Source organism: Desulfoprunum benzoelyticum (genome assembly GCF_014201505.1).
In the GTDB taxonomy this organism is placed as follows: Bacteria; Desulfobacterota; Desulfobulbia; order Desulfobulbales; family Desulfocapsaceae; genus Desulfoprunum; species Desulfoprunum benzoelyticum.
Genome location: NZ_JACHEO010000004.1, coordinates 1 through 21,936, shown reverse-complemented (window position 1 = coordinate 21,936; position 21,936 = coordinate 1). Strand labels below are relative to the sequence as shown.

Below are 21,936 nucleotides of genomic sequence, written 5' to 3'. Positions count from 1 at the left end.
CAGGCAGAGGTAGGAATGGAATCACTTCTTTCGTTTATGTTGGCGCTGCTGCTGGCGCCGCTCTTCCCCGGGATCATCAACAGGACCAAGGCCTTCGTCGCCGGCAAGCAGGGGCCGCCGCTGCTGATGAAGTACTACACCCTGGCCAAGCTGTGCCGTAAGGGATCGGTCTACAGTACCAGTTCGAGCTTTGTCTTCAAGATGGGGCCGACCGTATCGTTCACCGCCGCCCTGATGCCGCTGCTCTTCATCCCGCTGGCGGGGACGGCCCCGCTCTTCTCCTTTCACGGCGATGTCATCGTCCTGTTCTACATCATGGGGATCGGCCGGTTCTTCACGATCGCCGCCGCCCTCGACACCGCCTCGCCCTTCGAGGGGATGGGAGCGGCCCGCGAGGCCTTCTTCTCGACCCTGGCCGAGGCCACGATCTTCGCCGTGCTGATCCTGTTCTACCGGGTCAGCGGTTCGCTCAGCCTTGCCGACTATTTCCATGGCGAAAACGCGGTTTCGCTTGCCGGCCCGACCGGAGCCCTGCTGCTGTTCGTCATCGTCGCGATGTTCATGGTGCTGCTGACCGAGAACTCGCGGGTGCCGGTCGACGATCCCCAGACCCACCTCGAACTGACGATGATCCACGAGGTCATGATCCTTGACCACAGTGGTCCCGACCTCGCCCTGATCGAGCTGGGGGCCTTCTTCAAGCTGCTGTTCTATTCCGTGTTCATCACCCATCTGCTCCAGCCTCCGGTTCCGGCCGGCATCCTCGTCAACGGTCTGCTGTTCTACGGGATTCTGACCCTGGTCTATGTCGCCGTCGGCGTTACCGAATCGACGATGGCCCGATTCAAGATGAACCTGGTGCCCAAGTACATCCTGACCTCCTTCACCCTGGTGTTTTTCGCCGCCATTCTGACGATGGGCTTCATGCAATGATCAATCTCTCCGACGCCATTCTGGTTCTGATCCTGCTGTCCGTGCTGATTTCGCTCGAGTCCAACCGCATGATGACCCTGGTGAAGATCATGGGATTACAGGGGGTCATGGTGTCGCTGGTGCCGTTGTTTCTCGAACAGCACCAGGCCATCGGCAGCGGCGGGATCATCTTCTTCCAGATCATGATCCTGATCAAGGGCCTGCTGATCCCCGGCCTTCTGTATTTCGCCGTTCAACGGGTGGCGATCAAGCGCGAGGTCGAGCCGCTGATCGGCTATCATGCCTCGCTGTTCTTCGGCCTGATCATGATCCTGGTCTCCCTCTTCATCACCGAGAAACTGCAGCTGACCCTGCCGGGCGGCCATTCGCTGCTGCTGATCACCGCGATCACCACCCTCGGCGCCGGCCTGTTCCTGATGATGTCGCGGACCAAGGCGATCACCCAGGTCATCGGCTATCTGATGCTGGAAAACGGCATCTACCTGATCGGCACCGCCCTGACCAAACAGAGCCATACCCGCTATGTCGTCGAGTTCGGGGTTCTGCTCGATGTGCTGGTGGGGGTGATGATCATGGGCATCATCCTCAACAATATCAACCGCGCCTTCGATGATGTCGACACTGCCCTTCTTGGGCGTTTAAAGGACTGAGAATATGCTGGAATTTGTCTTTCTGCTGCCGATCGTCATGGGGGGGGCGGCGTTTTTCCTGCCGGTCTCTCTCGGCCGGGGCATCCTGATCGTCGCCGCCCTGCTCCATCTGCAGCTGACGGTGATGGGCTGGCTGGGCAAACTCGACCCCTATTTCCCCGACTATTTCTCCTCCTCGCCGGAGGGGCTGCTGGTCCTCCTCGTCACCTCCTTCATCTTCCTGTTCATCTCGATCTACGCCATCTCCTACATGAACGAGACCGAGATGCAGAGCGAGCACATCTTTATCAGCTGCATGCTGCTGTTTCTCGGGACGATGAGCATGGTGACCCTGGCCGATCACCCGATCGTCCTGTGGATCGCGATCGAGGCGACGACCCTGGTCAGTGCGCCGCTGATCTTCATCAACCGCTCGAAGGAGGCCCTCGAGGCCACCTGGAAATATGTCCTGATCTGTTCGGTGGGGATCGCCCTCGCCCTGCTCGGCTGTTTTTTCATCACCCTGGCGATGGACATCAAGGAGATCGATGCGCCGTTGACCTTCTCCTCGCTCAATGCGGTGGCCGGCCAGCTCGACCCGATCTGGCTGAAGGCCGGCTTCATCTTCATCATGATCGGTTTCGGCACCAAGATGGGTCTGGCGCCGATGCATACCTGGCTGCCCGACGCCCACAGCCAGGCGCCGAGCCCGGCTTCGGCCCTGCTGTCCGGGGCCCTGCTGAACTGCGCCTTCCTCGGAATCTACAAGGTCCATGTCCTGATGCACGTCGCCGGTCTGGGTGCGTATTCGAGCAATATCCTGATCGGCTTCGGCCTGGTGTCGATGTTCGTCGCCGGGATCTTCATCCTCAACCAGCCCGACTACAAGCGGCTGCTCGCCTACTCGAGCGTCGAGAACATGGGGGTCATCGCCATCGGCGTCGGCATCGGCGGGATCGCCCTGTACGGCGCAATCCTCCACCTGATCCACCACTCGCTGATCAAGTCGTCGCTGTTCCTTTCGGCCGGCAATATCCTGCTCGGCTTCGGTTCCCGGCTGGTCAAGAAGACCGGCAATCTCGCCCGGCTCTTCCCCAAAACCTTTGTCGCCTTCTTCGCCGGTTTTGCCGGGGTGTCCGGTTTCCCCCCCTTCGGTATCTTCATCAGCGAACTGTTGATCATCATGGGGGCCTTCCAAAGGGGACGATTCGTCGTCCTCGCCGGCTTCATCTTCTGCCTCACCCTCGTGTTCGCCGGGGCGGCGCGGATCGTCATGCGGATCTCGTTTGCCAATGCCGGTGAGGACGTTCTCGTCGAAGAGCGGATGTTGCGGATCATTCCTTCCTATGTCCTCCTCCTGACCTCCATCGGGCTGTTCCTGTGGATGCCGGAGACCATATTTGAGGTCATCATCGATACAATCAAGGTACTCGGAGGGAGCGTCAATGGATAACCTCCTGCAGATAGCCAACGGCGAGGTCGTCAGGCGGGCCGACATCCCGGACGTCAGTGTCGAGACCTTCGGGATGACCCTCGCCGAATTTGTCAGGAACGGCGGTTTCGTGGTGCAGTTCTTCGCCTTCGCTGAAAACGGGATCACCAGACTGCTGGCCGTCGTGCGCAACGACAGGCTGTATGTGACCAGCTGTGTGGTCGGGGCTGAATTTCCGTCGCTGACCGGCTGGGTCAGTGAGAAATTTCACATGTTCGAGCGGGAGATCGCCGAGCAGTACGGCATCCGTCCGACCGCCCACCCGTGGCTGAAGATGGTGCGCTATCACCGCAACTACAGCGGCGCCGACGATGTCTTCGGCAACGATTACGGCGGAGAGGAGATCCCGGGGAAATACGGCTGCTTCACGGTCGAAGGCGAGGCGATTCATGAGGTGGCGGTCGGGCCGGTCCATGCCGGCATCATCGAGCCGGGCCATTTCCGCTTCCAATGCGCCGGCGAGGAGGTGCTCCATCTCGAAATCCAGCTCGGCTATCAGCATCGCGGGGTCGAGAGGCTGCTGCCGACGGTGCCGCAGCGGCGGCTGCCGATCATCTGCGAGGCGATCGCCGGCGACACGGCGATCGGCCACAACCTCTGCTGCTGCCAGGCGCTCGAGGCCCTGGCCGGGCTGACGGTCGATGTCGGCGCCAGGATTGTACGGACCATCGCCCTCGAACTGGAGCGGATCGCCAACCATCTCGGCGACCTCGGGGCCCTGAGCGGCGATGTCGCCTTCAATCCGCCGGCCGCCTATTTCGGGCGGATGCGCGGCGATTTCCTCAACCTGCTGCAGGTCCTGTGCGGCAACCGTTTCGGCAAGGGGCTGGTCCGGCCGGGCGGGGTGGCCTTTGTCATGGGGGATGAGCAGAGAAAGCTGATCGCCGCCAAGCTTGAAGAGATCACCCCGCAGGTCAAGAATGTCTGCGACCTGCTGTTTTCCGCCCATACCGTTCAGGCCCGGTTTGAGAATACCGGGATCGTCAGCCGGGAGATGGCCGAGGACCTGGGGCTCGTCGGCTATGCCGGCAGGGCCTGTGGTCTCCCCTATGACGCGCGGGTCGCCTTTCCAAGCGAATGCTATGCCGAACTGCCGCACAACACCAATCAGATGACGAGCGGCGACGTCTACAGCCGGGCCACCGTCCGGCGCGAGGAGATAATGCATTCGCTCGCCCTGATCGAACTGCTGCTGCAGCGCCCGGAAACGACGGCCAAGGCGATGATGATGGAGGAGCGCCGGCTCGCCGCCGATTCGCTGGTCGTCACCATCAACGAGGGCTGGCGGGGCGAGATCGCGCACTGCGTCCTGACCGGGGCCGACGGCGCCATCGTCCGCTACAAGGTCAAGGACCCGTCGTTCCACAACTGGACCGGTCTGGCGATGTCGTTGCGGAACCAGGGCATCTCCGACTTTCCGCTGTGCAACAAGAGCTACAATCTTTCCTACTGCGGCTTCGACCTGTGATGGCAGACGGTTCGCCGCTCGAGGATGACCGCGCTCCGGCGCGATAGAAGGGTATTGCCATGTTGAAGATCATCAAAAACAGACTGGATCAAGGCTATAGAACCTCGTCCTACCCGAAGCAGCCGATCGCCCTGTACGAGCGCTTCCGCGGCCGGCCGCAGATCAACCGGCAGTGCGATCCGGCCCTGATCCGCCAGTGCGCCGAGGCCTGTCCGCAGGAGGCGATCGACGCCGCCAGCGGCGCCATCGACCTGGGCCGCTGCACCTTCTGCGGTCTGTGCGAGATGCAGTCGCAGGGAAAGTTCGTTCAATTTTCCCAGAACTTCGAGCTGGGCGTCGCCACCAGGGCCGATCTGATCACCGATGGCAGCTACGCCGATCTGGCCGGTCATGCCAAACAGCACTTCAAAAAGCTCTTCGGCCGGTCGCTGCAGCTGCGCCAGGTTTCGGCCGCCGGCTGCAACGCCTGTGAGGCCGACACCAACGTCCTCAACACCCCGTTCTTCGACCTGTCCCGCTTCGGCATCGACTTCGTCGCCTCGCCGCGCCATGCCGACGGCATCCATGTGACCGGGCCGATTTCCCGCAACATGAAAGCGGCGCTGCTGACGACATATGAGGCCGTGCCATCGCCGAAGGTCGTCATTGCCAGCGGCGCCTGCTCGATTTCAGGAGGGCCGTTCTACGGCAGCGATGAGATTGTCGGCGATCTCAACGAGCTGCTCCCTGTCGATCTCTATATCCCCGGCTGCCCGCCTCATCCGCTGACCACCCTCCATGCCCTGCTGACTTTTTTTAAATAAGCGTCAGGCCGCCCGGCCACTTCAGGCGGGGTAAATCGAATAGAAAGATCTCGGCCGAAGTCCCCGGTCAGTTGAATTGCGCTGCAAATAGCGGTAGGGTGACGGAGACGGCCTCGGTTGTCGCTCGGCTGCCACCGGCGGCATCGGCGCTTGCCGCCATCTCCTGCCGGAAGCGCCGTGGGTCCCTGCCGGGACGGAAAACCTCAAGACGTGTGAACATCGAGAACACCTCATGTTGGACGGATCGGATTCATGCCGCGGCGGAGTGTGCCGGTCGGCCGCCGTCAGCCCTCAGCCGGCGGCGCCGGTCGTGACGAGCCATTGTCAGGGCGATACCCGGATAGATTGCCTGTGCCGGGGCGCGGCCACCTATGCGAAGGTCAGCTATCCCCAGCAGTACGGGATCTATGCCGAGATTGAGACCGCCGCTGCCGTCATGCGCTTCAACCCCGGCGGCGAGATCGTTTATCTCCGGGGCAAGGGCAGGGACTGGCCGCATCCCCAGGAGTGGCTCAAGCGGACCATCGGCGACGACTGGATCTATTACTCGACCGGCGGGTATTCGGGGGTGGTCGAGGCGATCGGTGAATACTACCTGCCCAACACCCCCTACCCCACCAATTCCCTGCTCGGCGGTCATCCCTTCGAGCTGGATGCCGTCACCCGGTTGATCGAATCCTGGCCTGCGCTGTTGGCCGAGGCGACGGCCCGTCTGCTGCCTCAGGCGCCGGCTGCGGTCCGGGATTTTCTGGCCCGAGCCGGTGGCTGCGACCCGGCTGTCCTGCGGCAGCGGGCCGAGGAGCTGTTTGCCATCATCGGCGGGCGGGTGACGGTGCTGCCGCCGGATGCCCGGCATGTCGATTATGATCTGGTGCCGCTGCATATCAGCGAGGGCTGCCTCTACAAATGCCGGTTCTGCCGGGTCAAGACCGAGCGGCCGTACCGGGACCGGGAGTGGGATGAGGTCGAGCGCCAGATCGCGGCCCTGCGGCGCTGGTTCGGCGGCAACACCGTCAACTGCAACTCGCTGTTTCTCGGTGAGCATGATGCCCTGGCGGCAGATCCGGAGCTGATCATCGCCGCCATTGTCCGGGCCCGGGAGGAACTGGGCCTCGGCGATTCGGTGATGACAGGCGGCAACGTCTTTCTGTTCGGCAGTGTCGATTCGCTGCTGCACGCCCCGTCGCGCCTGTTCGCCGAACTCGAGCGGCTGCCCTGTTCGGTCTATATCAATATCGGCCTGGAATCAGTCGATCAGGAAACACTCGACAAGCTCGGTAAACCGCTGGCCGCCGCCAGGGTGGTGGAGGCCTTTCACCGGATGCAGGAGATCAACGGCAATTTCGAGCGGATCGAGATCACGGCCAATTTCGTCATGGACGATCTGGCCGCCGGCCATCTGCCGGCCATGCTGCAGTTGCTTCGGGACGGCGTTTCAAGGCGCCGCCCCAAGGGCAGTATCTACCTCTCGCCATTGCGGATCGGTCGCCCTTCGCGGTCGCTGGTGATGGATTTCTACCGCCTCAAGACCCTCAGCCGTCTGCCGACCTTTCTCTATATCATCCAGCGGCTGTAAGTCAGCGGACCCGGGACGCAGGAAATTGTATGCGAATAATTCTCATTACCCTTGATTCCGTTCCACGAACGCGATATATCAGAGTGTGTTTGCAGGAGCTGATCAACACAGGTGAATCATTGCCGATCGGGATCGATCGTTCGTCCCTTCGGCACGGGATGGTCAACACGGGGCGGTCATGAATATGTCCATCACAGGCCTTTATCGCTTCTATCGTGACGGGTTCCGGTCGATGACCGTCGGCAGGACCCTGTGGAAGATTATCCTGATCAAACTCTTTGTCATGTTCGCGATTCTCAAGCTCTTCTTTTTCCAGGATTATCTCGGAAGTAATTTTTCGACGGACGAAGAGCGCGCCGACCATGTGCTTCAACAGATTACAGGGCCGGCGGAAAACAATCACTAGAGGAGGGGAGGTGTATGTTTGATCTGCAGATGGTGGACTGGGCCAGGGCGCAATTCGCGTTGACGGCCATGTATCACTGGTTGTTTGTGCCGCTGACGCTCGGCCTGTCGTTTCTCTGTGCCTTCTTCGAGACAATCTATGTCCGCACCGGCAGGGAGGAGTGGAAAAACCTCACCAGATTCTGGATGACGCTGTTCGGCATCAACTTCGCGATCGGTGTCGCCACCGGCATCATCCTCGAATTCGAGTTCGGCACCAACTGGTCGAACTACTCCTGGATGGTCGGCGACATCTTCGGGGCGCCGCTGGCGATCGAGGGCATCGTCGCCTTCTTCCTCGAGGCGACCTTCTTTGCCGTGATGTTCTTCGGCTGGGATCGGGTCTCGAAAAACTTCCATCTCTTCTCCACCTGGATGGTGGCAATCGGCTCCAATCTCTCGGCCTTGTGGATCCTGGTTGCCAATGGCTGGATGCAGTACCCGATCGGCATGGCCTTCAACCCCGATACCGTCCGCTTCGAGATGGAGAATTTCTGGGCCGTCCTGTTCTCGCCGGTGGCGTTGGCCAAGTTCACCCATACCACCAGCTCGAGCTTCATTGTCGGCTCCTTCTTCGTCATCGCCGTGTCGTCCTGGTACCTGCTCAAGGGCCGCCATATCGAGATGGCCAAGAAATCGATCATCGTCGCCTCGGTCTTCGGCCTGCTGTCGGCGACCTATGCCGCCTGGACCGGTGACGAGTCGGCCTATAGCAACGCCTCGACCCAGCCGATGAAACTTGCCGCCTATGAAGGGCTCTATGACGGCGAAAAGAACGCCGGCATCGTCGCCCTCGGGGTCGTCAACCCCGCCAAGCAGCCCGGCGATCAGCAGCAACCCTTTCTTTTTGAGATCAAGATCCCCGGTCTCCTGTCGCTGCTGGCCAACCGTGAACTCGGGTCCTTCGTCCCCGGCATCAACGATCTGGTCTACGGCAACGAACAGGAGGGCATCACCAGCGTCGCCGCCAGGATGGAGAAGGGCAGGGAGGCGATCAGCGACCTCGCCGCCTACAAGACCGCGAAAAGGGCCGGTGACGCCACGGCCGCCGAGATCTCCCTGGCCCGGTTCAACACTAACCGCGATTCTCTCGGCTACGGCTACCTGGAAAGCCCGGAGCAGACCGTGCCGTCGGTGGCCATCACCTTCTATGCCTTCCATATCATGGTGTTTTTCGGGACATTCTTCCTCCTCCTCTTCCTCCTCTTCCTGATTTTTTCGGTCAAGGACACGCTGGCCGGCAAGCGGGGACTGCTGATGCTCGGGGTGGGCTCCTTTTTCCTGGCGATGATCGCCTCCCAGAGCGGCTGGGTCGTCGCCGAGGTCGGCCGGCAACCGTGGGCGATCCAGGGCCTGCTGCCGGTCAACGTCGCCACGACCGATATCGGCACCGGCAGCGTCCAGGCAACCTTCTTCATGTTCCTGGCGGTCTTCACCCTGCTGCTGGCCGCCGAGATCAAAATCATGCTGAAACAGATTAAAATCGGACCGGAGGGCCTGTGATATGTTCGGGAATCTTGATATTATAACGCTGCAGCAGATCTGGTGGCTGCTGGCGAGCGTGGTCGGCTCGCTCTTTCTCTTTCTGACGTTCGTCCAGGGCGGACAGACCCTGCTGTGGCAGGTCAGCGCCGACGAGGAGGAAAAATCGCTGATCATCAATTCGCTCGGCCGCAAATGGGAGTTGACCTTTACGACCCTGGTCCTGTTCGGCGGGGCCCTGTTCGCCGCCTTCCCCAAATTCTACGCCACCAGTTTCGGCGGGGCCTACTGGGTGTGGATCCTGATCCTGTTCACCTTCATCGTCCAGGCGGTCAGCTACGAGTACCGCACCAAGCCCGACAACCTCCTCGGCTCCAGGGTCTATGAACTGTTCCTGTTCATCAACGGCTCGGTCGGCATCCTGCTGATCGGCGCTGCGGTCGGCACCTTTTTCACCGGCTCGAACTTCACCCTCAACGAATACAATCAGGTGCGCTGGACCCACCCGCTGCGGGGACTGGAAGCGGCCTTCTCCCTCTTCAATCTCTCGCTTGGCCTCTTTCTTGTTTTCAACGCCCGGGTCCTCGGGGCGATGTATCTGGTCAGCAGCATCGATTTCAGCGAACGTCCCCGGTTTGAGGCCAAGGTGCGGCGCGCCTGCCTCGTCAACCTGATCTGCGCCCTGCCGTTTCTCCTCTATGTCCTGGTCAGTCTGCTGCTGATGGATGGTTTCGGCTTCGACCAGGCCGGCGTCGTATCGCTGGTCGCCGGCAAGTACCTGGCGAACCTGCTGGCAATGCCGGTCGTGCTGGGCCTGCTGCTGCTTGGCCTGGTCCTGGTGATCTGGGGCGTGGTGTCGATCAGCCTCCTCAATGGCCGCCGGGGCATCTGGTACGGCGGACTCGGTACGGTACTGGTCGGTCTGGCGGTGTTCTTCACCGCCGGCTACAACAACACCGCCTTCTACCCGTCGAAGGTCGATCTCCAGTCAAGCCTGACGATCTACAACGCCTCGTCGAGCCACTATACGCTGACGGCGATGACCTATGTCGCCCTCGTCATTCCGCTGGTGCTCCTCTATATCGCCTGGGTCTGGCGGCTGATGGACGCGAAACGGATCTCGACGCAGGATATCGAGGGCCGAAAGGCATACTGATCCGGACCTGAATCGATAAACCCCGGTAGCAAGGAGAATCATATGACAGCACTGTTGCTTGGCGGCTGGGTCGCCCTGATCTTCGTTTCCTATAGACTGTCGGTGTCGATGCTGAAAAAGGCCGGCAAGTTCTGAGCAATGCAGGTCACGGAGTCCTCGAAAAGGAATTCGATTTCCTGCACAAACCCTTCACCAGGAGAGATCCGGCGGCCGGAAGCGGCATAGCGCTGGCATGAGGCCGACCAGGGAGACCGACCGGACATGACCGACAGCACCGTTCCCTCTTACGTGTATACCTGCACCGAGTACCGGCAGGAGATGATCCTCCTCGCCCTGCGGCGCAAACTCCTCCTCCCCGATCTGTCGGAGGAGGAGCGCCGGCAGCTGGCCGAGGAAATCACCCGCATGGAACGGGAGTTGGGGATGTGAGACGGCGGTGATCGTCTTGTTGCCGCTTCATTGGTCGTCGAGGTGATGCAGCAGGATCCGCCGCACCTCCTCGATGGTCTCCGGCCGCTCCTGGCAGCTGTGGCCGGAGCGAACGATGAATTCCGATTCCATGCCGTCGAGATGGGCGCTGCGGTAGGTCACCACCCCGTCGTCGCCGTCGGGCGGCTGGGCCCCGGGATCGTCGATGGCGATGATCGAGTGGCCCTTGACCCCTGCCGCCAGCGGTGTTTCGGCGATGGCCAGGAGCAGGGGATCGTCCGGTGACATCGAGTCGACGCTGGTGGGGATCTTGCCCTGCCAGTGATGGCGGACGTTGTCGGAGAGGAAGCTGTAGATCCCGCCCAGCCCTTTGACCAGGTCGACCGGGAGGGTGATGACCCGGTGCACGAGGTTGCGGGCGAAGTTCCGGCTCAGGTAGCTGCCCCGGTGCGGCGTCGAGATGAAGATCAGCCGTTTGACCGAGGGCAGCGGTGTAATGACCATATTGTCCCTGATCATCTCCTTGTTTTCCCTGTTTGTTCTCAGCTCCTCGATTTTTCCCTTGATGGTCGCCGTCACCAGCCGGTCGCCGGTGTCGATTGCCGTCAACTTGGCGAGCAGGCCGCCCTGGCTGTGGCCGATAACGACCATCCGCTGCATCGCCGCTGAGTTGCTGTCGGGGTCGAGCTTCTCAGTTTCCTCCGCGATCGCCCGGCGCAGGTCGAGGGCGGAGACGGTGATCAGGCGGCTGCTGTTGTAAAAGAAGTACCAGAACTGGTAGCGGCGGCCGAGGATCGGATCGCCGCTCAGGGTGTTGATCATCTCCGCCCACCACACCGGGCTGCTCAGTGTGCCGTGGACGAAGATCACCGGGATACGGTCCGGCTGGTAAGGCTGGAAGCGGTACAGCCGACTCGGAACGTCGTGCAAGCGGCCGAGAAAGGCATCGATCCCGAACGACCAGATCTCCTCCTCGGCCAGTTTGTAGGCGGTGGTGATGCTGGTGTCCTTTTCCAGCGGCACCTCGCGACCGCCGACGGCGACCGTGTTGTCCTCGTAGGCCGAGTGCAGTTCCAGCGTCGCCTGGACGGTGCCGTTGCCGAGCTGGAGGATGTCGCCTTCCAGACGCAGGAAGGCGGTGGTCGGGAGCGCCTGGCTGCCGAAGAGGTTTTCCCTGGCCGAGCGTCGCACCGCGATCAGCGGCACGCCGAGGCCGTCGCTCCGGTTGCGGACGCTCAGACCGCGGATGGCATAGCCGTCGGCGGCCTCAAAGCGGGTGAACTGGCTGAAGTCCCAGGGGAGGTGGTCGTGGTTGACCGTGATCGCGATACTGCCCACCGGCAACTGTCGGGTTTCGTTCCTGAGTTCGATCCTGCCGGCTTCACCGGTCTTCAGTCCCTGCCACAGTGACAGATTGTAGAGGTCGATGGCGGACTGGAGGCGGCGGTCAAAGAGGTTGGGAGCGGGTTCCAGGCCGGGATCAAGGATGGCGCGGTAGGCATAGACGGCGGCGAGGAGAAAGCAGTCCGGCGCCCGGCGCCGCTCTCCGGCAGCGCCACTGCGCGTCAGGCGCTCGGCTTCGATATAGGCCAGTTCGGCGAGGGCGAAGAGGATGTCCCGCCGTTTGTCCTCCAAGGCCCTGGCGTGGAGGATGCGGATGGCCGCTGCCGGATCGGTCTGGTAGTGCGCGGTGAGGTTGAAGCGATGGAGGATGACGACCGTCGCGGCACTGGCGCCGTCGCCGCCGAGCGGACTGGCGGTGCTGCTGCGGTAGGCCTCGCGGGGATCGAGCCGCCTGACCCCGATCGGGGTGCTGCAGCCGGCAAGCAGCAGCGACAGCGCCAGGATGAGGGCGATGGCTCGGGCGTAAGCGGACATCTCGGGGTTCAAGACAACAGCCGGCTGATCAGTGGCCAGCTCAGTTGCAGCACTACCAGGGCATAGCCGCCGGCGACGACGTCATCCATCATGATGCCGATGCCGCCGTGGATCCGCCGGTCGAACCATGAGACCGGAAAGGGCTTGGCGATATCGAAGATCCGGAACAGGATGAAGCCGAGCAGCCAGGCGGCGGGATGATCCGGGGCCAGGGTCAGGGTGATGAACATCCCGAGGATCTCGTCGATGACGATGGCGCCGGCGTCGGGGTGGTCGAGGATCTTTTCGGCCGAGCCGGCGGCGAAGAAGCCGACGACGAAGAGCGCCGCCAGGACCGCGAGGTACGGCGCGAGCGCCAGATCTTTCACCAGCAGCCAGGGGAGCAGGGCGAAAAGCGACCCCCAGGTGCCGGGGGCCTTCGGCAGCAGGCCGACGTAGCCGCCGGTGGCCACGGCCATGATCAGCCGGTTCATCGCGGCTTTTCCTCCCCCGCCCGCAGAACTTCGCGGTAGACCTCCGGCAGCGGCACCTGGTGATCGGCGGCGATCCGGCGGCATTCCTCGTATTCCGGGCAGATCTCCGCCCCGGAGGGACGCATCACCCGCTTGGCGGCGACGCTGCCCCAGCGGGTGGCGACCATCACCGGTTCGCGCCCCAGGGTCAGCCGCTCCTCCGTCCGGAAGCGCAGGCCGATGGCAGTGGTCTCGGAGAGGATGGCGGCCTTGATCACGTCCCCGTGAACGGGATCGCAGATGACCTGGAGGCGGAAGGCCGGGCGGCCCTTCTTCATCTGGATCGGGGCGATGTTGACATCGAGGGCGCCGGAGGCCAGCAGCAGTTCACTGAGGTAGGGAAAACCTTCGGGGCTCCAGTCGTCGAGGTTGGTTTCGATGATCTCCACCCGCTGCGCTTCCGCCACCGGCCGCTGGGTGCCGACGATCAGCCGCAGCAGGTTGGGACGGTTCCCGGCCAGGGGCCGGCTGCCGGCGCCGCAGCCGGTGGCGGCGATGGTCATTGGCGGCATCGGCCCGAAACCGGTGGCCAGGGATTTGAGCAGGGCGGCCCCGGTCGGGGTCACCGTTTCGGTGGTGCAGTCTATGCCGTAGACCGGCACCTGCCGCAGTAGTTCGCAGACTGCCGGGGCCGGCAGCGGCAGGCGGCCGTGGGCGCAGTCGATGAAGCCGTGACCTAAGGGGACGGGTGAGGAAACAAGTTCGCCGATCCCGAGATGGTGGAGGCCGATCATTGCCCCGACGACATCGACGACCGTATCGACGGCGCCGATCTCGTGGAAATGGACCGTGTCGATCGACGTCCCGTGGACTTTGGCCTCGGCCTCGGCCAGCAGGTGGAAGACCCGGCCGGCAGGAGCGGTGATTTCCGCGGCCAGGCCGCTGCGGTGAAGGATGGCGAGGAGATCGGCCAAGGTGCGCAGCGGCTGATCGCCCCCGCCGCCAACCTGAACCCGGACAGCACGCAGGCCCTGCTGCCGCGTCGTCTGGATGTCGAGGTCGACGGGGCCGAGGCCCAGCCGGTCCACACCCCGGCGCAGGACTTCGGGCGGCAGGCCGGCGTCGATCAGGGCGGCAAGCACCATGTCGCCGCTGATGCCGGCGAAACAGTCGAGGTAGGCGATGGTGGCGGTCGGGGGCATGGTCGACCGCTGCTCAGGGCGCAAGGAGCGTGCCGGGGGTGAGCGGATGGCCGCAGAGAAAGGCCGAGACGGCCATCCGTTTGCGCCCTTCCGGCTGGATCTCCCGGATCAGCAGCAGGTTGTAGCCGGTGGCGATCAGCAGCCCCTCTTTGGTGGCGGCGACGACGGTGCCCGGGGCCGCCTCGCTGTCCTTGTGGATGACCTCGGGCGAGAACAGATTGCAACGCTGGTCGCCGATCCGGCAGGAGGCGGCGGGCCAGGGGTCGAGACCGCGGATCAGGCAGTGCAGCCGCTCGGCGGGCAGGCTCCAGTCGATGATGCCGTCTTCTTTCTTCAGCATCGGCGCGGCAGTGGCGCGGCTGTGGTCCTGGGGGGTCGGCGGCAGGTTCCCGGCCTTGAGCCGGTCGATCGCCCGTCGCAGGGTGCGGCCGCCGAGCTCGGCCAGCTTGACGAACAGGCTGCCGGCGGTCTCGTCCGGATCGGCGGTCATGGCTTCGGCCAGCAGGATGTCGCCGGTGTCCATCCCCTCGTCCATCTGGATGATCGTCACCCCGACCTCCCGGTCGCCGTTGATGATCGCCCACTGGACCGGCGCGGCGCCCCGGTGGCGGGGCAGCAGCGAGCCATGGACGTTGATCGCCCCGAAGGGAGCGAGGTGGAGCAGGGAAGGCGGCAGGATGCGGCCGTAGGCGGCGACGACGACCAGATCGGGGTTGAAGGCCAGGAGCTCGTCGCGGAAGGCCTCGGTGCGGATCTTCAACGGCTGCAGCACCGGGATGCCGTGCGCCGCGGCGAGGGTCTTGACCGGCGGCGGGCTGAGTTTCTTGCCCCGGCCTTTCGGCCGGTCCGGTTGGCTGATGACGGCGACGACCTCATCGGGGCCGTCCAGCAGCGCCTGCAGGCTGGCGACGGCGAAATCGGGCGTGCCCATGAAGACCACCCGGAGCGGCGGCGTCGTGGTCATTTCAGGTCTGTTCCTCGGCATGCCATTTTTTTACCTTCTTCTTGTACAGGGCCCGTTTCAGCGGACTGAGGTGATCGAGAAAGAGGATGCCGTTGATGTGGTCGATCTCGTGCTGGAGGACGACGGCGAAACGGTTATCGGTCTCCAGTTCGTGGCGGTTGCCGGCGAGGTCCTGGTAGCTGACGGCGATCTTTCTGGAGCGCTTGACCTTCGAGGTCAGGCCGGGAACGCTGAGGCAGCCTTCCTCGTCGAGCTGGTGGCCTTCCTTGACGGTGATCTCGGGGTTGACCATGGCCATATAGTCGCGCACGCCCCCTTTCTCTTTGGTCATGTCGACCACGATCAGCTTCAGCGGCTCGCCGATCTGCGGTGCGGCCAGACCTATGCCCGGCGCATCGTACATCGTTTCGGCCATGTCTTCGACCAGTCGCTGCAGGTTGTCATCGAAAATCGTCACCGCCCTGGTCTCCTGGCGGAGGACCGGGGCCGGATATTCAAAAATTTTGCGGATACTCATGGTACGGGTCCTGACGGATAGAACGGGTTGGTTCACCCGGCCGGTGACGGCAATGTCGGGCCGGGAAATTAACGGGCATGTCGGGTCGGGGTGAGGTCAATCCCCCGCTAATGTACCACAGGAGGATGTTTTCCGCCACGGCCTATACGTTAAGCACAACGGCGGGAAAGTACAGCTCCTGGGATAGCGGCAGTGCAGGTTCCTCAGCCTGCGGTGCTGCGGCCGTTCAGGAGCTCGGCCAACTGCTCGTGACGATAGTCGAAGATGCGATCCAGGGTCCGGCGGATGTACAGCGGGTGGAGCAGGCGGCCCAGCGGTCCGAAAGGCGGCTGGTAACAGATTCGGTCGAGCATCCGGACGCCGCCGTCTGCCGGTTCGATCTCGTGATAATGGTGCCAGAAGCGATAGGGACCGAGACGCTGCTCGTCGACGAAGGAGCGGCCGGGGCGGACATGTTTGATTTCGGTGATCCAGGCGTGGGTGCCGAGGAACGGGATGGCGATGCGATACTCTATGATCAGACCGTCATGCATGATCTCCGGCACCTCGGTGACGATGCGAAAGCGCAGATCGGGCGGGGTGATCCGGTCGAGATTGGCCGGGTTCTGGAGAAAGGCCCAGACCTCTGCGGTCGGGGCGGCGAGCCGCTGCCGGCGGACAAGGGTGTACATGATCAGTGCTCCTGCGTATCGGACAGTATTCTGCGGCTTCGCCTCAGCAGGCCTGGCCCCAGACCATGAAGACCGGATCGCTGTACATCAACTCCTGATGGGGGTCGTCATCCGGCCGCGGCAGTCCTCGGCGGCTCAGGGTCGAGAGGCCGGAAAAACCGCCATTCGCCGCCAGCAGGTCGGTGACCAGGCCAAGCCGCTCGAATTCGTGCAGCTCGGTCCAGATCCGGATGGCCTTGGGCGGGAACCAGCGGTTGGAAAAGGCGATCGCCACCAGGCCGCCGGGGCGCAGCACCCGGCGGATCTCGGCCACGACGGCGTGCGGTGCGGTCAGGTACTCGATCGACGCGGTGCAGATCACCGCGTCGAAAGCGGCGTCGGCGAAGGGCAGCCGCGGGGTGGCGTTGAGGTCATGGGCCAGTGTTTCGCCGGCCCGGCGGTTGCGCCGCAGTTCCTCGTCATTCAGCCCCAGCACCGTCAGGCCGCCCAGCGCCAGGTCGTCGGGCAGGTGCGAATCCCAACTGCCCATCAGGTCGAGTACCCTGGCCCCGGCGGGGATCAGCCGGCCGTAGTTGCCGGTGATCTCCCGGCGGGCGCTGGAGTCGAGATGCTGCACCAGCCGTGGCTGGCGATAGAAGGTATCGTCCGGCCGTTCATCGATGCGCTGCAGATCTTCGAGGGTGAGGTCGGCGACCACCCCGGTACCGATCGGCGCCTGCATCCCCGGGCCGCCGGCACTGGCCCGTTCGAGCCAGTCCTCACAGCGGCCGCCCCGTTCTTTGCCGACGGCGTGGATGGCCCGGACGGTAGCCTGCAGTCGCAGATCACGTCCGGCCAGGGGATGGTTGAGGTCGAACAGCAGGCGGTCGCCCTCGGTGCCGAGATAACGGCAGGGGGCGGTCGAGACCCGGAAGACGCCGTCGACACCCTCCAGCATGCCCTGCGGGTAAAACCTGCCCCGGCGGAGAACGACGTCGTTGCCGAAGCGATCGTGGCTGCGGAACTGCTTCGGTCGGATGGAGATCAGGTTTTTCCGGTTATAGGGCTGGGAGAAGCGGTTGGCGGGAATATCGACGATGGCCTGTCCGCCCACGCCCTGGCCATACAGATTCTGGACCAGCCTCGGGTCGATGACGTCCCGCCAGAAACTGACCGGGTCGGCCCAGGTGCGGTCCTGGTGATCTATGCCCTGGTCGTGCCAGGTGATGGTGAACTCGATGACCGCCCTGCTGTTCCGGTCGATACGCTGCATGGTTGACCTCGATGGGAAAGGGTGTTGAGGTATTTGAATTGGTGTGCTCCGGCGCCGGAGGATGATGCGGGTGCCGGCGCCGGTCGCCTTCGCCCGTCAGAAATTGAAGATCCGTGGAAATACCTTCGTTCCCGCCAGGTTGCCGGTGTCGGCCTCGAGGGAGACGATGATTCCGGGGTTGACCTCGCGATCATGATCCTCCGGAAACCCAACCTGAGGAGCGATTTCCAGTACCAGCCAGTCCCGCAGGAAACGCTGACGGTAGCGCACCCGGAACTGCAGGTCGGTCATCTCGTAGGAATCTTCGGTGTCGAAATAGTTGCCGATCTCATAGCGCAGGGCCTTTTCATCGTTGATTTTCTGGAACATGGCGAAGACCAGGGAATGGGGCAGACCGTCCTCTTCGACATGCCAGGTGACGGTGGCCTTGGTCCTGAAGATCCACTTCTCGCCCAGCGGGCGCCAGATTTCGTAGGAGATTTTGTCTTCCCACTCATCGTCGGTGTAGTAATTCAGGCGATTGACCAGGCGCCCTTGCCACGAGTCGAGGTCGTGGGAACGGCGATAGCGGATGCCGGCGTACAGATAGTCGAAAGAGGCGCCGAGGGTTGCCGATATGTTTTCCAATGGGCTCTCGCGGAGAAAATACTGGAGCGCCGCACTGATCTCACGATTTTCCGCCCCCTGATGACGGGGAAGGGCCGAGATGGGGTTGTCGTCGGCGCTGAACTCCTCGTCGTCGGCGGCGGTGATGAGGATATTGAGTTTTTTGTTGAGATTGGGCAGATGGATCCTGCCGCTGATCTTCGGCTTGATTTCGAACTCCTCGAATCTCGTGTAGCCGCTGCTCAGTTCGAAGCGGATCCGGGTCCGGTTCTCTTCTTGACTGATGGCTTCATCGTAAAAAAACTGGTCGAGCCATTGGGCGGCGTCAACGACCGCCACCGAGGTGCGCTGTTGGGCGCTATCGAACAGTGTCGGTTCCTGTCCCGCCGTCGGGTCGGTGGTCTGGGCCGTTGCGGGTTCGGTAATGAACGGAATCAGGCCACAGAGTATCAGGAGGGAGAGCGCCGGCGGTTTCGGTGAAATTCGCCGCAGAAGGGTGGTCCAGTCCAGGGTACATCTGTGCAGCCTTGGCATGTCTTTTTCCTTGTCGGTGGGATAGGTCGTTTCCGTCTCGGCTCAATATAGTGCAAAAGTGTGGGCGATACCACTGCCGGAAGAAGAATACCGCGTCGAGTCACATCCGGATGTCAGGGGAACATCACGATACCAGGGGCATGTCGGGGTGGCGGCGATCGCGGCGGGATATGGCTGTTTTCGGTAGAGGAACAGTTGCCTTTTCCCGACGCTGTCTCGGCAGGAAGTGGGGAACGAGGCAGAAGGGGTGCGGGCTGGATTCAATGAACCATGGGAGTGGAATGAAAAACACCATACCGGCGGGTGTTCTCGCCGGTATGGTGGTGAGAGGAGTACTGCCTGTTACGGCCTGATGATCTCGCAGTCGCACTCGGCGTCTTCGATATTGAGCAGCAGGAACTTGACGTTGTAGCCGTTCTTGATCAGCTGCTGGTAGGCCATGTCGGCCCGGGCGCCGGTGCTGCAGTGGATGAAGATCTGCTTGTCCTTCGGCAGTTCGTTCATCCGTTTGGTGAGTTCGTCGAGCGGGATGTTGATGGTGTTCTTGAAGAGCCCGAGCTCGGCGACTTCCTCCTTGGTGCGGGCATCGACGACGACGGTATTGGGGATCTGGCCTTCGGTGGCCTTCTTGAAGTCGGCGACCGATACCTCACCCTTGCCGAGTTTGCGCTGCCAGTTGATCTCGGTGGAGAGGATCGGGCCCTTGACAAGCTTGCCGCCGTTTTCGACCCAGCCCTGGAAATTGCCTCTCACCGCCGCCACGAAATTGAAGCCGTCGTCGCGCATTTCGTTGATGGCCGTCGTCACTTCCTCCAGGTCGTCGCTGTAGAGTATGACCGGGGCGTTGCGGGGGATATCGTCAAGCCTGTCCTCGAGTTTGAAATAAGGGATGGAGACGGCCCGCGGGATCCGGCCGGCGACAACCTTGTCCCGGGAGCGGATATCGATGAGGACGACGTTGCCGTTGGTGACGAAGTCATAGGTTGCAAATGTCGGCAGGCCCGATTTGGCCCAGGCCGGCTCGCCGTCGAGGTAGACACGGATGTTGGTGTAGCCGAGTTTTTTCGCCAGACCGGCGTTTTTGGTCGACATGCCTCACGTGGGGCCTCCGCAGTAGAAGACCAGCAGCTTGTCCTTCTCCTTGGGCAGGCCGGCGGCCATGTCCTTGGCCATCCTGTCGACGGAGAGCGAGATCGCCCCGGGCAGGTGCGACTGGGCATAGCGGGCTTCCGGGCGGGCGTCGTACAATGCGATGTCGGCATTCTTCTCCACCAGTCCCCGCAGCTCGGCGGTCTTGATCTCGGTGACGCCCTCGGGCAGCTTGGCCAGGTTGGGCTTGATCGAAACCGCGAACGCCTGACCGTCGCGCATCTCGTAGGTGATGGTGACCGAGTCGCCCTTCTTGGCGTATTCGGTGCCCTTGGTCTTGCCGTCGAACAGGACCATCATCGTTTCGGCCTTACCTTCGGGGCCGACGGCGATGGAAATGGTCTTGGCCTTGTTCGAGACGTCACCGATGATGCCCTTGTAATTTTTGACCTCTTTGGCGGCAATGGCTGCTTCCTTGACGGATGCAGCCGAGACGGCAGGCGATGCCGCCGTACCGGTGGGCTTCTGTTCGGCGCAACCTGCCATCACGAATGACAGCAGTAACAGAACAAAGGCCAGTTTTCGTAATGAAGCTGGTCTGTACATGGTCTCCTCCTCTTGGGTGAAAGTTGGTAACTGCTCTAATTGTAGAATAATATATAATGCTTTAATGCTCTGTCAAAGGATTATTTGATAAATGGAATCTTTCTCATTGGAATAACCGGCGCTGATCCGGGCGGTTCCTGCCGGGCACGGTGGAGCGACGGCGAGCCGCATACGGCGGGCTGAAGAGAGGGCGCGAAGGTTGTCTTTCCGGAGAAAGTACGGTAGGCTGCGGCGGACAATTGACCGGAGGACAAGGCCGGTGTGGACAACCATCTTCGTTTCGTGCCCGTATGATCGAACTTCAGAGTGTACTTTTATTCGGTGGCAGTTATCTGCTCGGAGCAGTGCCGTTCGGGCTGATCATCAGCAGGATGGCAGGCGTTGATGTCCGCCTGGAGGGAAGCCGCAATATCGGCGCGACCAATGTCGGGCGGGTTGTCGGTAAAAAACTGGGGGCCCTGACCCTTCTCTGTGACGGATTGAAAGGATTCCTGCCGATGCTGGCGGCCGCCCGCCTGCTGCCGGCGTCGGAACAGAAGGAGATCGTGGTCTGCCTCTGCGGCGCCCTGGCCGTTATCGGCCACATGTTCTCGATCTATCTTGGCTTCAAAGGAGGGAAGGGGGTGGCGACGAGCCTCGGCGTCTTTCTCTTCCTGTCGCCGGGGGCGACCGGCATCAGTCTGGCTGTCTTTATCGCCGCGGTCGGGCTGACCGGCTTCGTTTCGGTCGGATCACTGCTGGCCGCCGGACTGATCCCGCTCTGGCTCTGGCTGCTGGGGCAATCCTCGACGGTGATCCTGACGGCGACGGTCGTGGCGCTCCTGATCTGGGTCAAGCATCATGAAAATATCGCCCGCCTGCTGCAGGGTCAGGAAAAGAGCTGGAAGACCGGGAAAAAGAAGGGTTGATTGTGTGAAAATTCAGCAAAGCCGGCAGAAAGCGGCTGGAGGATTTACTTCACGGATTGCGTCTCTCTCTCGGCGATAACCTGAGTGAACAGATCGCAGTATTCCTTGATCAACTGTTTGCGTTGTGCCGGCTCGAGCCGGAAATAGATCGGGCTGAGCATCAGTATCCGGATTGCCTGTCTGGGCGTCATGACCGGTTCCTTTCGTGGTGAGGTGTGGCTTTCAACTCTCGAAAGACCATAAACCGTTTCAATTATATTGAAACAGTAACAATTCGATAACAGGAAAGCAACGGATTCCTCATGATCCGGGCCGAATCCGTGACATTCGCGGCCAGCGGGGCGTCGAAAGGCACCTTTGCCGTGCCGCCCGCCTCCCGATCGATCCGGCTGGGCCCTCCAGTTGATCGATAGTTGTCAGACCCCCTTGACTTTCCATGGAAAAAACACGATCATTAAAAAGTTGGCTGTAATCAGAGATCGGATGGATGATGGCGACGTGCCTGTACTTTTGTCTGTAAACTCCTTCATCGGCTGCGGCAAGATAGCTGGATGGAGTGACTTTATCGCATCCCGCACAGCGGGGAAAGCAGAGGAGGCGGATATGAAGTGGTTGAAGCGTGGCGGAGTCGTTGTTGCGGTCGGATTGTTGCTTGTGTCAGGTGGTGTGGCCCGGGGTGAGACACTCACCGAGGCCATCTCCGAAATCATACAATCCAACCCCGAAGTAAAGGCTCAGAGTTATAACAGATTCTGATTACCATCGAACTTCAGCCAGCTTGAGCAGGCGCTGCGGGACCGGCTGAGTTTGTAAGGCTATATAGGTTAACCGATCAACCATTGTAT

At 62.0% G+C, this 21,936-nt stretch carries 24 protein-coding genes; 12 read left to right on the top strand and 12 right to left on the bottom strand.

From position 1 onward, the window contains the following. The first annotated feature begins 15 nt into the window (after positions 1-15). Genes HNQ81_RS05405 through HNQ81_RS05385 form a run of 5 tightly spaced genes read left to right on the top strand, consistent with a single transcriptional unit; the run spans position 16 to position 5,325 of the window. On the top strand, positions 16-933 hold the full coding sequence (locus HNQ81_RS05405; RefSeq protein WP_183349120.1) for a respiratory chain complex I subunit 1 family protein: 918 nt from the start codon (positions 16-18) through the stop codon (positions 931-933). Continuing rightward, positions 930-1,583 (top strand): hydrogenase, encoded by a 654-nt coding sequence (locus HNQ81_RS05400; RefSeq protein ID WP_183349118.1) that lies wholly within the window; start codon positions 930-932, stop codon positions 1,581-1,583. The genes HNQ81_RS05405 and HNQ81_RS05400 overlap by 4 nt, the downstream gene beginning before the upstream one ends. Before the next feature lie 4 nt (positions 1,584-1,587). Then, positions 1,588-3,015: a proton-conducting transporter transmembrane domain-containing protein gene (locus HNQ81_RS05395; RefSeq protein WP_183349116.1), complete on the top strand. Its 1,428-nt coding sequence runs from the start codon at positions 1,588-1,590 to the stop codon at positions 3,013-3,015. Further along, entirely contained in the window at positions 3,008-4,522 is a 1,515-nt protein-coding gene (locus tag HNQ81_RS05390; protein WP_183349114.1) for a hydrogenase large subunit, read from the top strand. Before HNQ81_RS05395 ends, HNQ81_RS05390 begins: the two co-directional genes overlap by 8 nt. Positions 4,523-4,581: 59 nt before the next feature. Continuing rightward, positions 4,582-5,325: an NADH-quinone oxidoreductase subunit B family protein gene (locus HNQ81_RS05385; protein WP_183349112.1), complete on the top strand. Its 744-nt coding sequence runs from the start codon at positions 4,582-4,584 to the stop codon at positions 5,323-5,325. Between the two features lie 67 nt (positions 5,326-5,392). Here HNQ81_RS05385 and HNQ81_RS05380 read toward each other — a convergent pair whose 3' ends face one another. Continuing rightward, entirely contained in the window at positions 5,393-5,545 is a 153-nt protein-coding gene (locus tag HNQ81_RS05380; RefSeq protein WP_183349110.1) for a hypothetical protein, read from the bottom strand. Positions 5,546-5,557: 12 nt separating this feature from the next. Between HNQ81_RS05380 and HNQ81_RS05375 the strand changes: the two genes are divergently transcribed. From HNQ81_RS05375 to HNQ81_RS05355, 5 genes are all read left to right on the top strand, one after another. Continuing rightward, positions 5,558-6,901, top strand: a complete 1,344-nt coding sequence (locus HNQ81_RS05375; RefSeq protein ID WP_183349108.1) for a radical SAM protein — start codon at positions 5,558-5,560, stop codon at positions 6,899-6,901. Positions 6,902-7,085: 184 nt separating this feature from the next. Beyond that, complete coding sequence (locus HNQ81_RS05370; protein ID WP_240191766.1) at positions 7,086-7,307, top strand: DUF4492 domain-containing protein; 222 nt, start codon at positions 7,086-7,088, stop codon at positions 7,305-7,307. A gap of 14 nt (positions 7,308-7,321) precedes the next feature. Further along, positions 7,322-8,848: a cytochrome ubiquinol oxidase subunit I gene (locus HNQ81_RS05365; RefSeq protein ID WP_183349104.1), complete on the top strand. Its 1,527-nt coding sequence runs from the start codon at positions 7,322-7,324 to the stop codon at positions 8,846-8,848. A gap of 1 nt (position 8,849) precedes the next feature. Further along, the gene (gene cydB / locus HNQ81_RS05360) at positions 8,850-9,983 is read left to right on the top strand and encodes a cytochrome d ubiquinol oxidase subunit II (RefSeq protein ID WP_183349102.1); all 1,134 of its coding nucleotides are present in this window, start codon (positions 8,850-8,852) and stop codon (positions 9,981-9,983) included. Between the two features lie 261 nt (positions 9,984-10,244). Beyond that, positions 10,245-10,412: a hypothetical protein gene (locus HNQ81_RS05355; protein WP_183349100.1), complete on the top strand. Its 168-nt coding sequence runs from the start codon at positions 10,245-10,247 to the stop codon at positions 10,410-10,412. 27 nt (positions 10,413-10,439) lie between these two features. On the opposite strand, the gene HNQ81_RS05350 is transcribed toward HNQ81_RS05355, so the two are convergent. The 10 genes from HNQ81_RS05350 to HNQ81_RS05305 all read right to left on the bottom strand — a co-directional run bounded on the left by HNQ81_RS05350 (position 10,440) and on the right by HNQ81_RS05305 (position 20,183). After that, positions 10,440-12,290, bottom strand: a complete 1,851-nt coding sequence (locus HNQ81_RS05350; RefSeq protein ID WP_183349098.1) for an esterase/lipase family protein — start codon at positions 12,288-12,290, stop codon at positions 10,440-10,442. Between the two features lie 8 nt (positions 12,291-12,298). After that, positions 12,299-12,763 (bottom strand): phosphatidylglycerophosphatase A family protein, encoded by a 465-nt coding sequence (locus HNQ81_RS05345; RefSeq protein ID WP_183349096.1) that lies wholly within the window; start codon positions 12,761-12,763, stop codon positions 12,299-12,301. After that, positions 12,760-13,944, bottom strand: a complete 1,185-nt coding sequence (larC, locus tag HNQ81_RS05340; RefSeq protein ID WP_183349094.1) for a nickel pincer cofactor biosynthesis protein LarC — start codon at positions 13,942-13,944, stop codon at positions 12,760-12,762. Before larC ends, HNQ81_RS05345 begins: the two co-directional genes overlap by 4 nt. Positions 13,945-13,957: 13 nt before the next feature. Beyond that, positions 13,958-14,908, bottom strand: a complete 951-nt coding sequence (fmt, locus tag HNQ81_RS05335) for a methionyl-tRNA formyltransferase (protein ID WP_183349087.1) — start codon at positions 14,906-14,908, stop codon at positions 13,958-13,960. Position 14,909: 1 nt separating this feature from the next. Next, positions 14,910-15,425 carry a peptide deformylase gene (gene def, locus HNQ81_RS05330; RefSeq protein WP_183349086.1) on the bottom strand — a complete coding sequence of 172 codons (516 nt, stop codon included), beginning with the start codon at positions 15,423-15,425 and terminating at the stop codon, positions 14,910-14,912. 203 nt (positions 15,426-15,628) lie between these two features. After that, positions 15,629-16,096 carry an SRPBCC family protein gene (locus HNQ81_RS05325; RefSeq protein ID WP_183349085.1) on the bottom strand — a complete coding sequence of 156 codons (468 nt, stop codon included), beginning with the start codon at positions 16,094-16,096 and terminating at the stop codon, positions 15,629-15,631. Between the two features lie 43 nt (positions 16,097-16,139). Further along, positions 16,140-17,348, bottom strand: a complete 1,209-nt coding sequence (locus HNQ81_RS05320) for a methyltransferase domain-containing protein (protein ID WP_183349084.1) — start codon at positions 17,346-17,348, stop codon at positions 16,140-16,142. A 96-nt stretch (positions 17,349-17,444) separates the two neighbouring features. Beyond that, on the bottom strand, positions 17,445-18,488 hold the full coding sequence (locus HNQ81_RS05315) for a hypothetical protein (RefSeq protein ID WP_183349083.1): 1,044 nt from the start codon (positions 18,486-18,488) through the stop codon (positions 17,445-17,447). A gap of 342 nt (positions 18,489-18,830) precedes the next feature. Continuing rightward, positions 18,831-19,580: a rhodanese-like domain-containing protein gene (locus HNQ81_RS05310; RefSeq protein WP_183349081.1), complete on the bottom strand. Its 750-nt coding sequence runs from the start codon at positions 19,578-19,580 to the stop codon at positions 18,831-18,833. Between the two features lie 3 nt (positions 19,581-19,583). Then, on the bottom strand, positions 19,584-20,183 hold the full coding sequence (locus HNQ81_RS05305) for a rhodanese-like domain-containing protein (RefSeq protein WP_183349079.1): 600 nt from the start codon (positions 20,181-20,183) through the stop codon (positions 19,584-19,586). A 290-nt stretch (positions 20,184-20,473) separates the two neighbouring features. Between HNQ81_RS05305 and plsY the strand changes: the two genes are divergently transcribed. Beyond that, the gene (gene plsY / locus HNQ81_RS05300) at positions 20,474-21,091 is read left to right on the top strand and encodes a glycerol-3-phosphate 1-O-acyltransferase PlsY (protein WP_183349077.1); all 618 of its coding nucleotides are present in this window, start codon (positions 20,474-20,476) and stop codon (positions 21,089-21,091) included. Positions 21,092-21,135: 44 nt separating this feature from the next. Here plsY and HNQ81_RS05295 read toward each other — a convergent pair whose 3' ends face one another. Continuing rightward, positions 21,136-21,282, bottom strand: a complete 147-nt coding sequence (locus HNQ81_RS05295; protein WP_183349075.1) for a hypothetical protein — start codon at positions 21,280-21,282, stop codon at positions 21,136-21,138. 292 nt (positions 21,283-21,574) lie between these two features. Here HNQ81_RS05295 and HNQ81_RS05290 point away from each other — a divergent pair, with 292 nt between their 5' ends. Next, positions 21,575-21,847 carry a hypothetical protein gene (locus HNQ81_RS05290; protein ID WP_183349073.1) on the top strand — a complete coding sequence of 91 codons (273 nt, stop codon included), beginning with the start codon at positions 21,575-21,577 and terminating at the stop codon, positions 21,845-21,847. The last annotated feature ends 89 nt before the right edge of the window (positions 21,848-21,936 follow it).

What these genes read in the sequence shown, in the direction of transcription:
- HNQ81_RS05350 (WP_183349098.1), bottom strand. Translation starts at nt 12,290, where the DNA reads ATGTCCGCTTACGCCCGAGCCATCGCCCTCATCCTGGCGCTGTCGCTG.
- HNQ81_RS05305 (WP_183349079.1), bottom strand. Translation starts at nt 20,183, where the DNA reads ATGTACAGACCAGCTTCATTACGAAAACTGGCCTTTGTTCTGTTACTG.
- HNQ81_RS05370 (WP_240191766.1), top strand. Translation starts at nt 7,086, where the DNA reads ATGTCCATCACAGGCCTTTATCGCTTCTATCGTGACGGGTTCCGGTCG.
- def (WP_183349086.1), bottom strand. Translation starts at nt 15,425, where the DNA reads ATGAGTATCCGCAAAATTTTTGAATATCCGGCCCCGGTCCTCCGCCAG.
- HNQ81_RS05345 (WP_183349096.1), bottom strand. Translation starts at nt 12,763, where the DNA reads ATGAACCGGCTGATCATGGCCGTGGCCACCGGCGGCTACGTCGGCCTG.
- fmt (WP_183349087.1), bottom strand. Translation starts at nt 14,908, where the DNA reads ATGACCACGACGCCGCCGCTCCGGGTGGTCTTCATGGGCACGCCCGAT.
- HNQ81_RS05290 (WP_183349073.1), top strand. Translation starts at nt 21,575, where the DNA reads ATGGATGATGGCGACGTGCCTGTACTTTTGTCTGTAAACTCCTTCATC.
- HNQ81_RS05405 (WP_183349120.1), top strand. Translation starts at nt 16, where the DNA reads ATGGAATCACTTCTTTCGTTTATGTTGGCGCTGCTGCTGGCGCCGCTC.
- HNQ81_RS05385 (WP_183349112.1), top strand. Translation starts at nt 4,582, where the DNA reads ATGTTGAAGATCATCAAAAACAGACTGGATCAAGGCTATAGAACCTCG.
- HNQ81_RS05395 (WP_183349116.1), top strand. Translation starts at nt 1,588, where the DNA reads ATGCTGGAATTTGTCTTTCTGCTGCCGATCGTCATGGGGGGGGCGGCG.
- HNQ81_RS05320 (WP_183349084.1), bottom strand. Translation starts at nt 17,348, where the DNA reads ATGCAGCGTATCGACCGGAACAGCAGGGCGGTCATCGAGTTCACCATC.
- HNQ81_RS05365 (WP_183349104.1), top strand. Translation starts at nt 7,322, where the DNA reads ATGTTTGATCTGCAGATGGTGGACTGGGCCAGGGCGCAATTCGCGTTG.
- HNQ81_RS05400 (WP_183349118.1), top strand. Translation starts at nt 930, where the DNA reads ATGATCAATCTCTCCGACGCCATTCTGGTTCTGATCCTGCTGTCCGTG.
- HNQ81_RS05315 (WP_183349083.1), bottom strand. Translation starts at nt 18,488, where the DNA reads ATGCCAAGGCTGCACAGATGTACCCTGGACTGGACCACCCTTCTGCGG.
- plsY (WP_183349077.1), top strand. Translation starts at nt 20,474, where the DNA reads ATGATCGAACTTCAGAGTGTACTTTTATTCGGTGGCAGTTATCTGCTC.
- larC (WP_183349094.1), bottom strand. Translation starts at nt 13,944, where the DNA reads ATGCCCCCGACCGCCACCATCGCCTACCTCGACTGTTTCGCCGGCATC.
- HNQ81_RS05325 (WP_183349085.1), bottom strand. Translation starts at nt 16,096, where the DNA reads ATGTACACCCTTGTCCGCCGGCAGCGGCTCGCCGCCCCGACCGCAGAG.
- cydB (WP_183349102.1), top strand. Translation starts at nt 8,850, where the DNA reads ATGTTCGGGAATCTTGATATTATAACGCTGCAGCAGATCTGGTGGCTG.
- HNQ81_RS05380 (WP_183349110.1), bottom strand. Translation starts at nt 5,545, where the DNA reads ATGTTCACACGTCTTGAGGTTTTCCGTCCCGGCAGGGACCCACGGCGC.
- HNQ81_RS05390 (WP_183349114.1), top strand. Translation starts at nt 3,008, where the DNA reads ATGGATAACCTCCTGCAGATAGCCAACGGCGAGGTCGTCAGGCGGGCC.
- HNQ81_RS05310 (WP_183349081.1), bottom strand. Translation starts at nt 19,580, where the DNA reads ATGTCGACCAAAAACGCCGGTCTGGCGAAAAAACTCGGCTACACCAAC.
- HNQ81_RS05355 (WP_183349100.1), top strand. Translation starts at nt 10,245, where the DNA reads ATGACCGACAGCACCGTTCCCTCTTACGTGTATACCTGCACCGAGTAC.
- HNQ81_RS05295 (WP_183349075.1), bottom strand. Translation starts at nt 21,282, where the DNA reads ATGACGCCCAGACAGGCAATCCGGATACTGATGCTCAGCCCGATCTAT.
- HNQ81_RS05375 (WP_183349108.1), top strand. Translation starts at nt 5,558, where the DNA reads ATGTTGGACGGATCGGATTCATGCCGCGGCGGAGTGTGCCGGTCGGCC.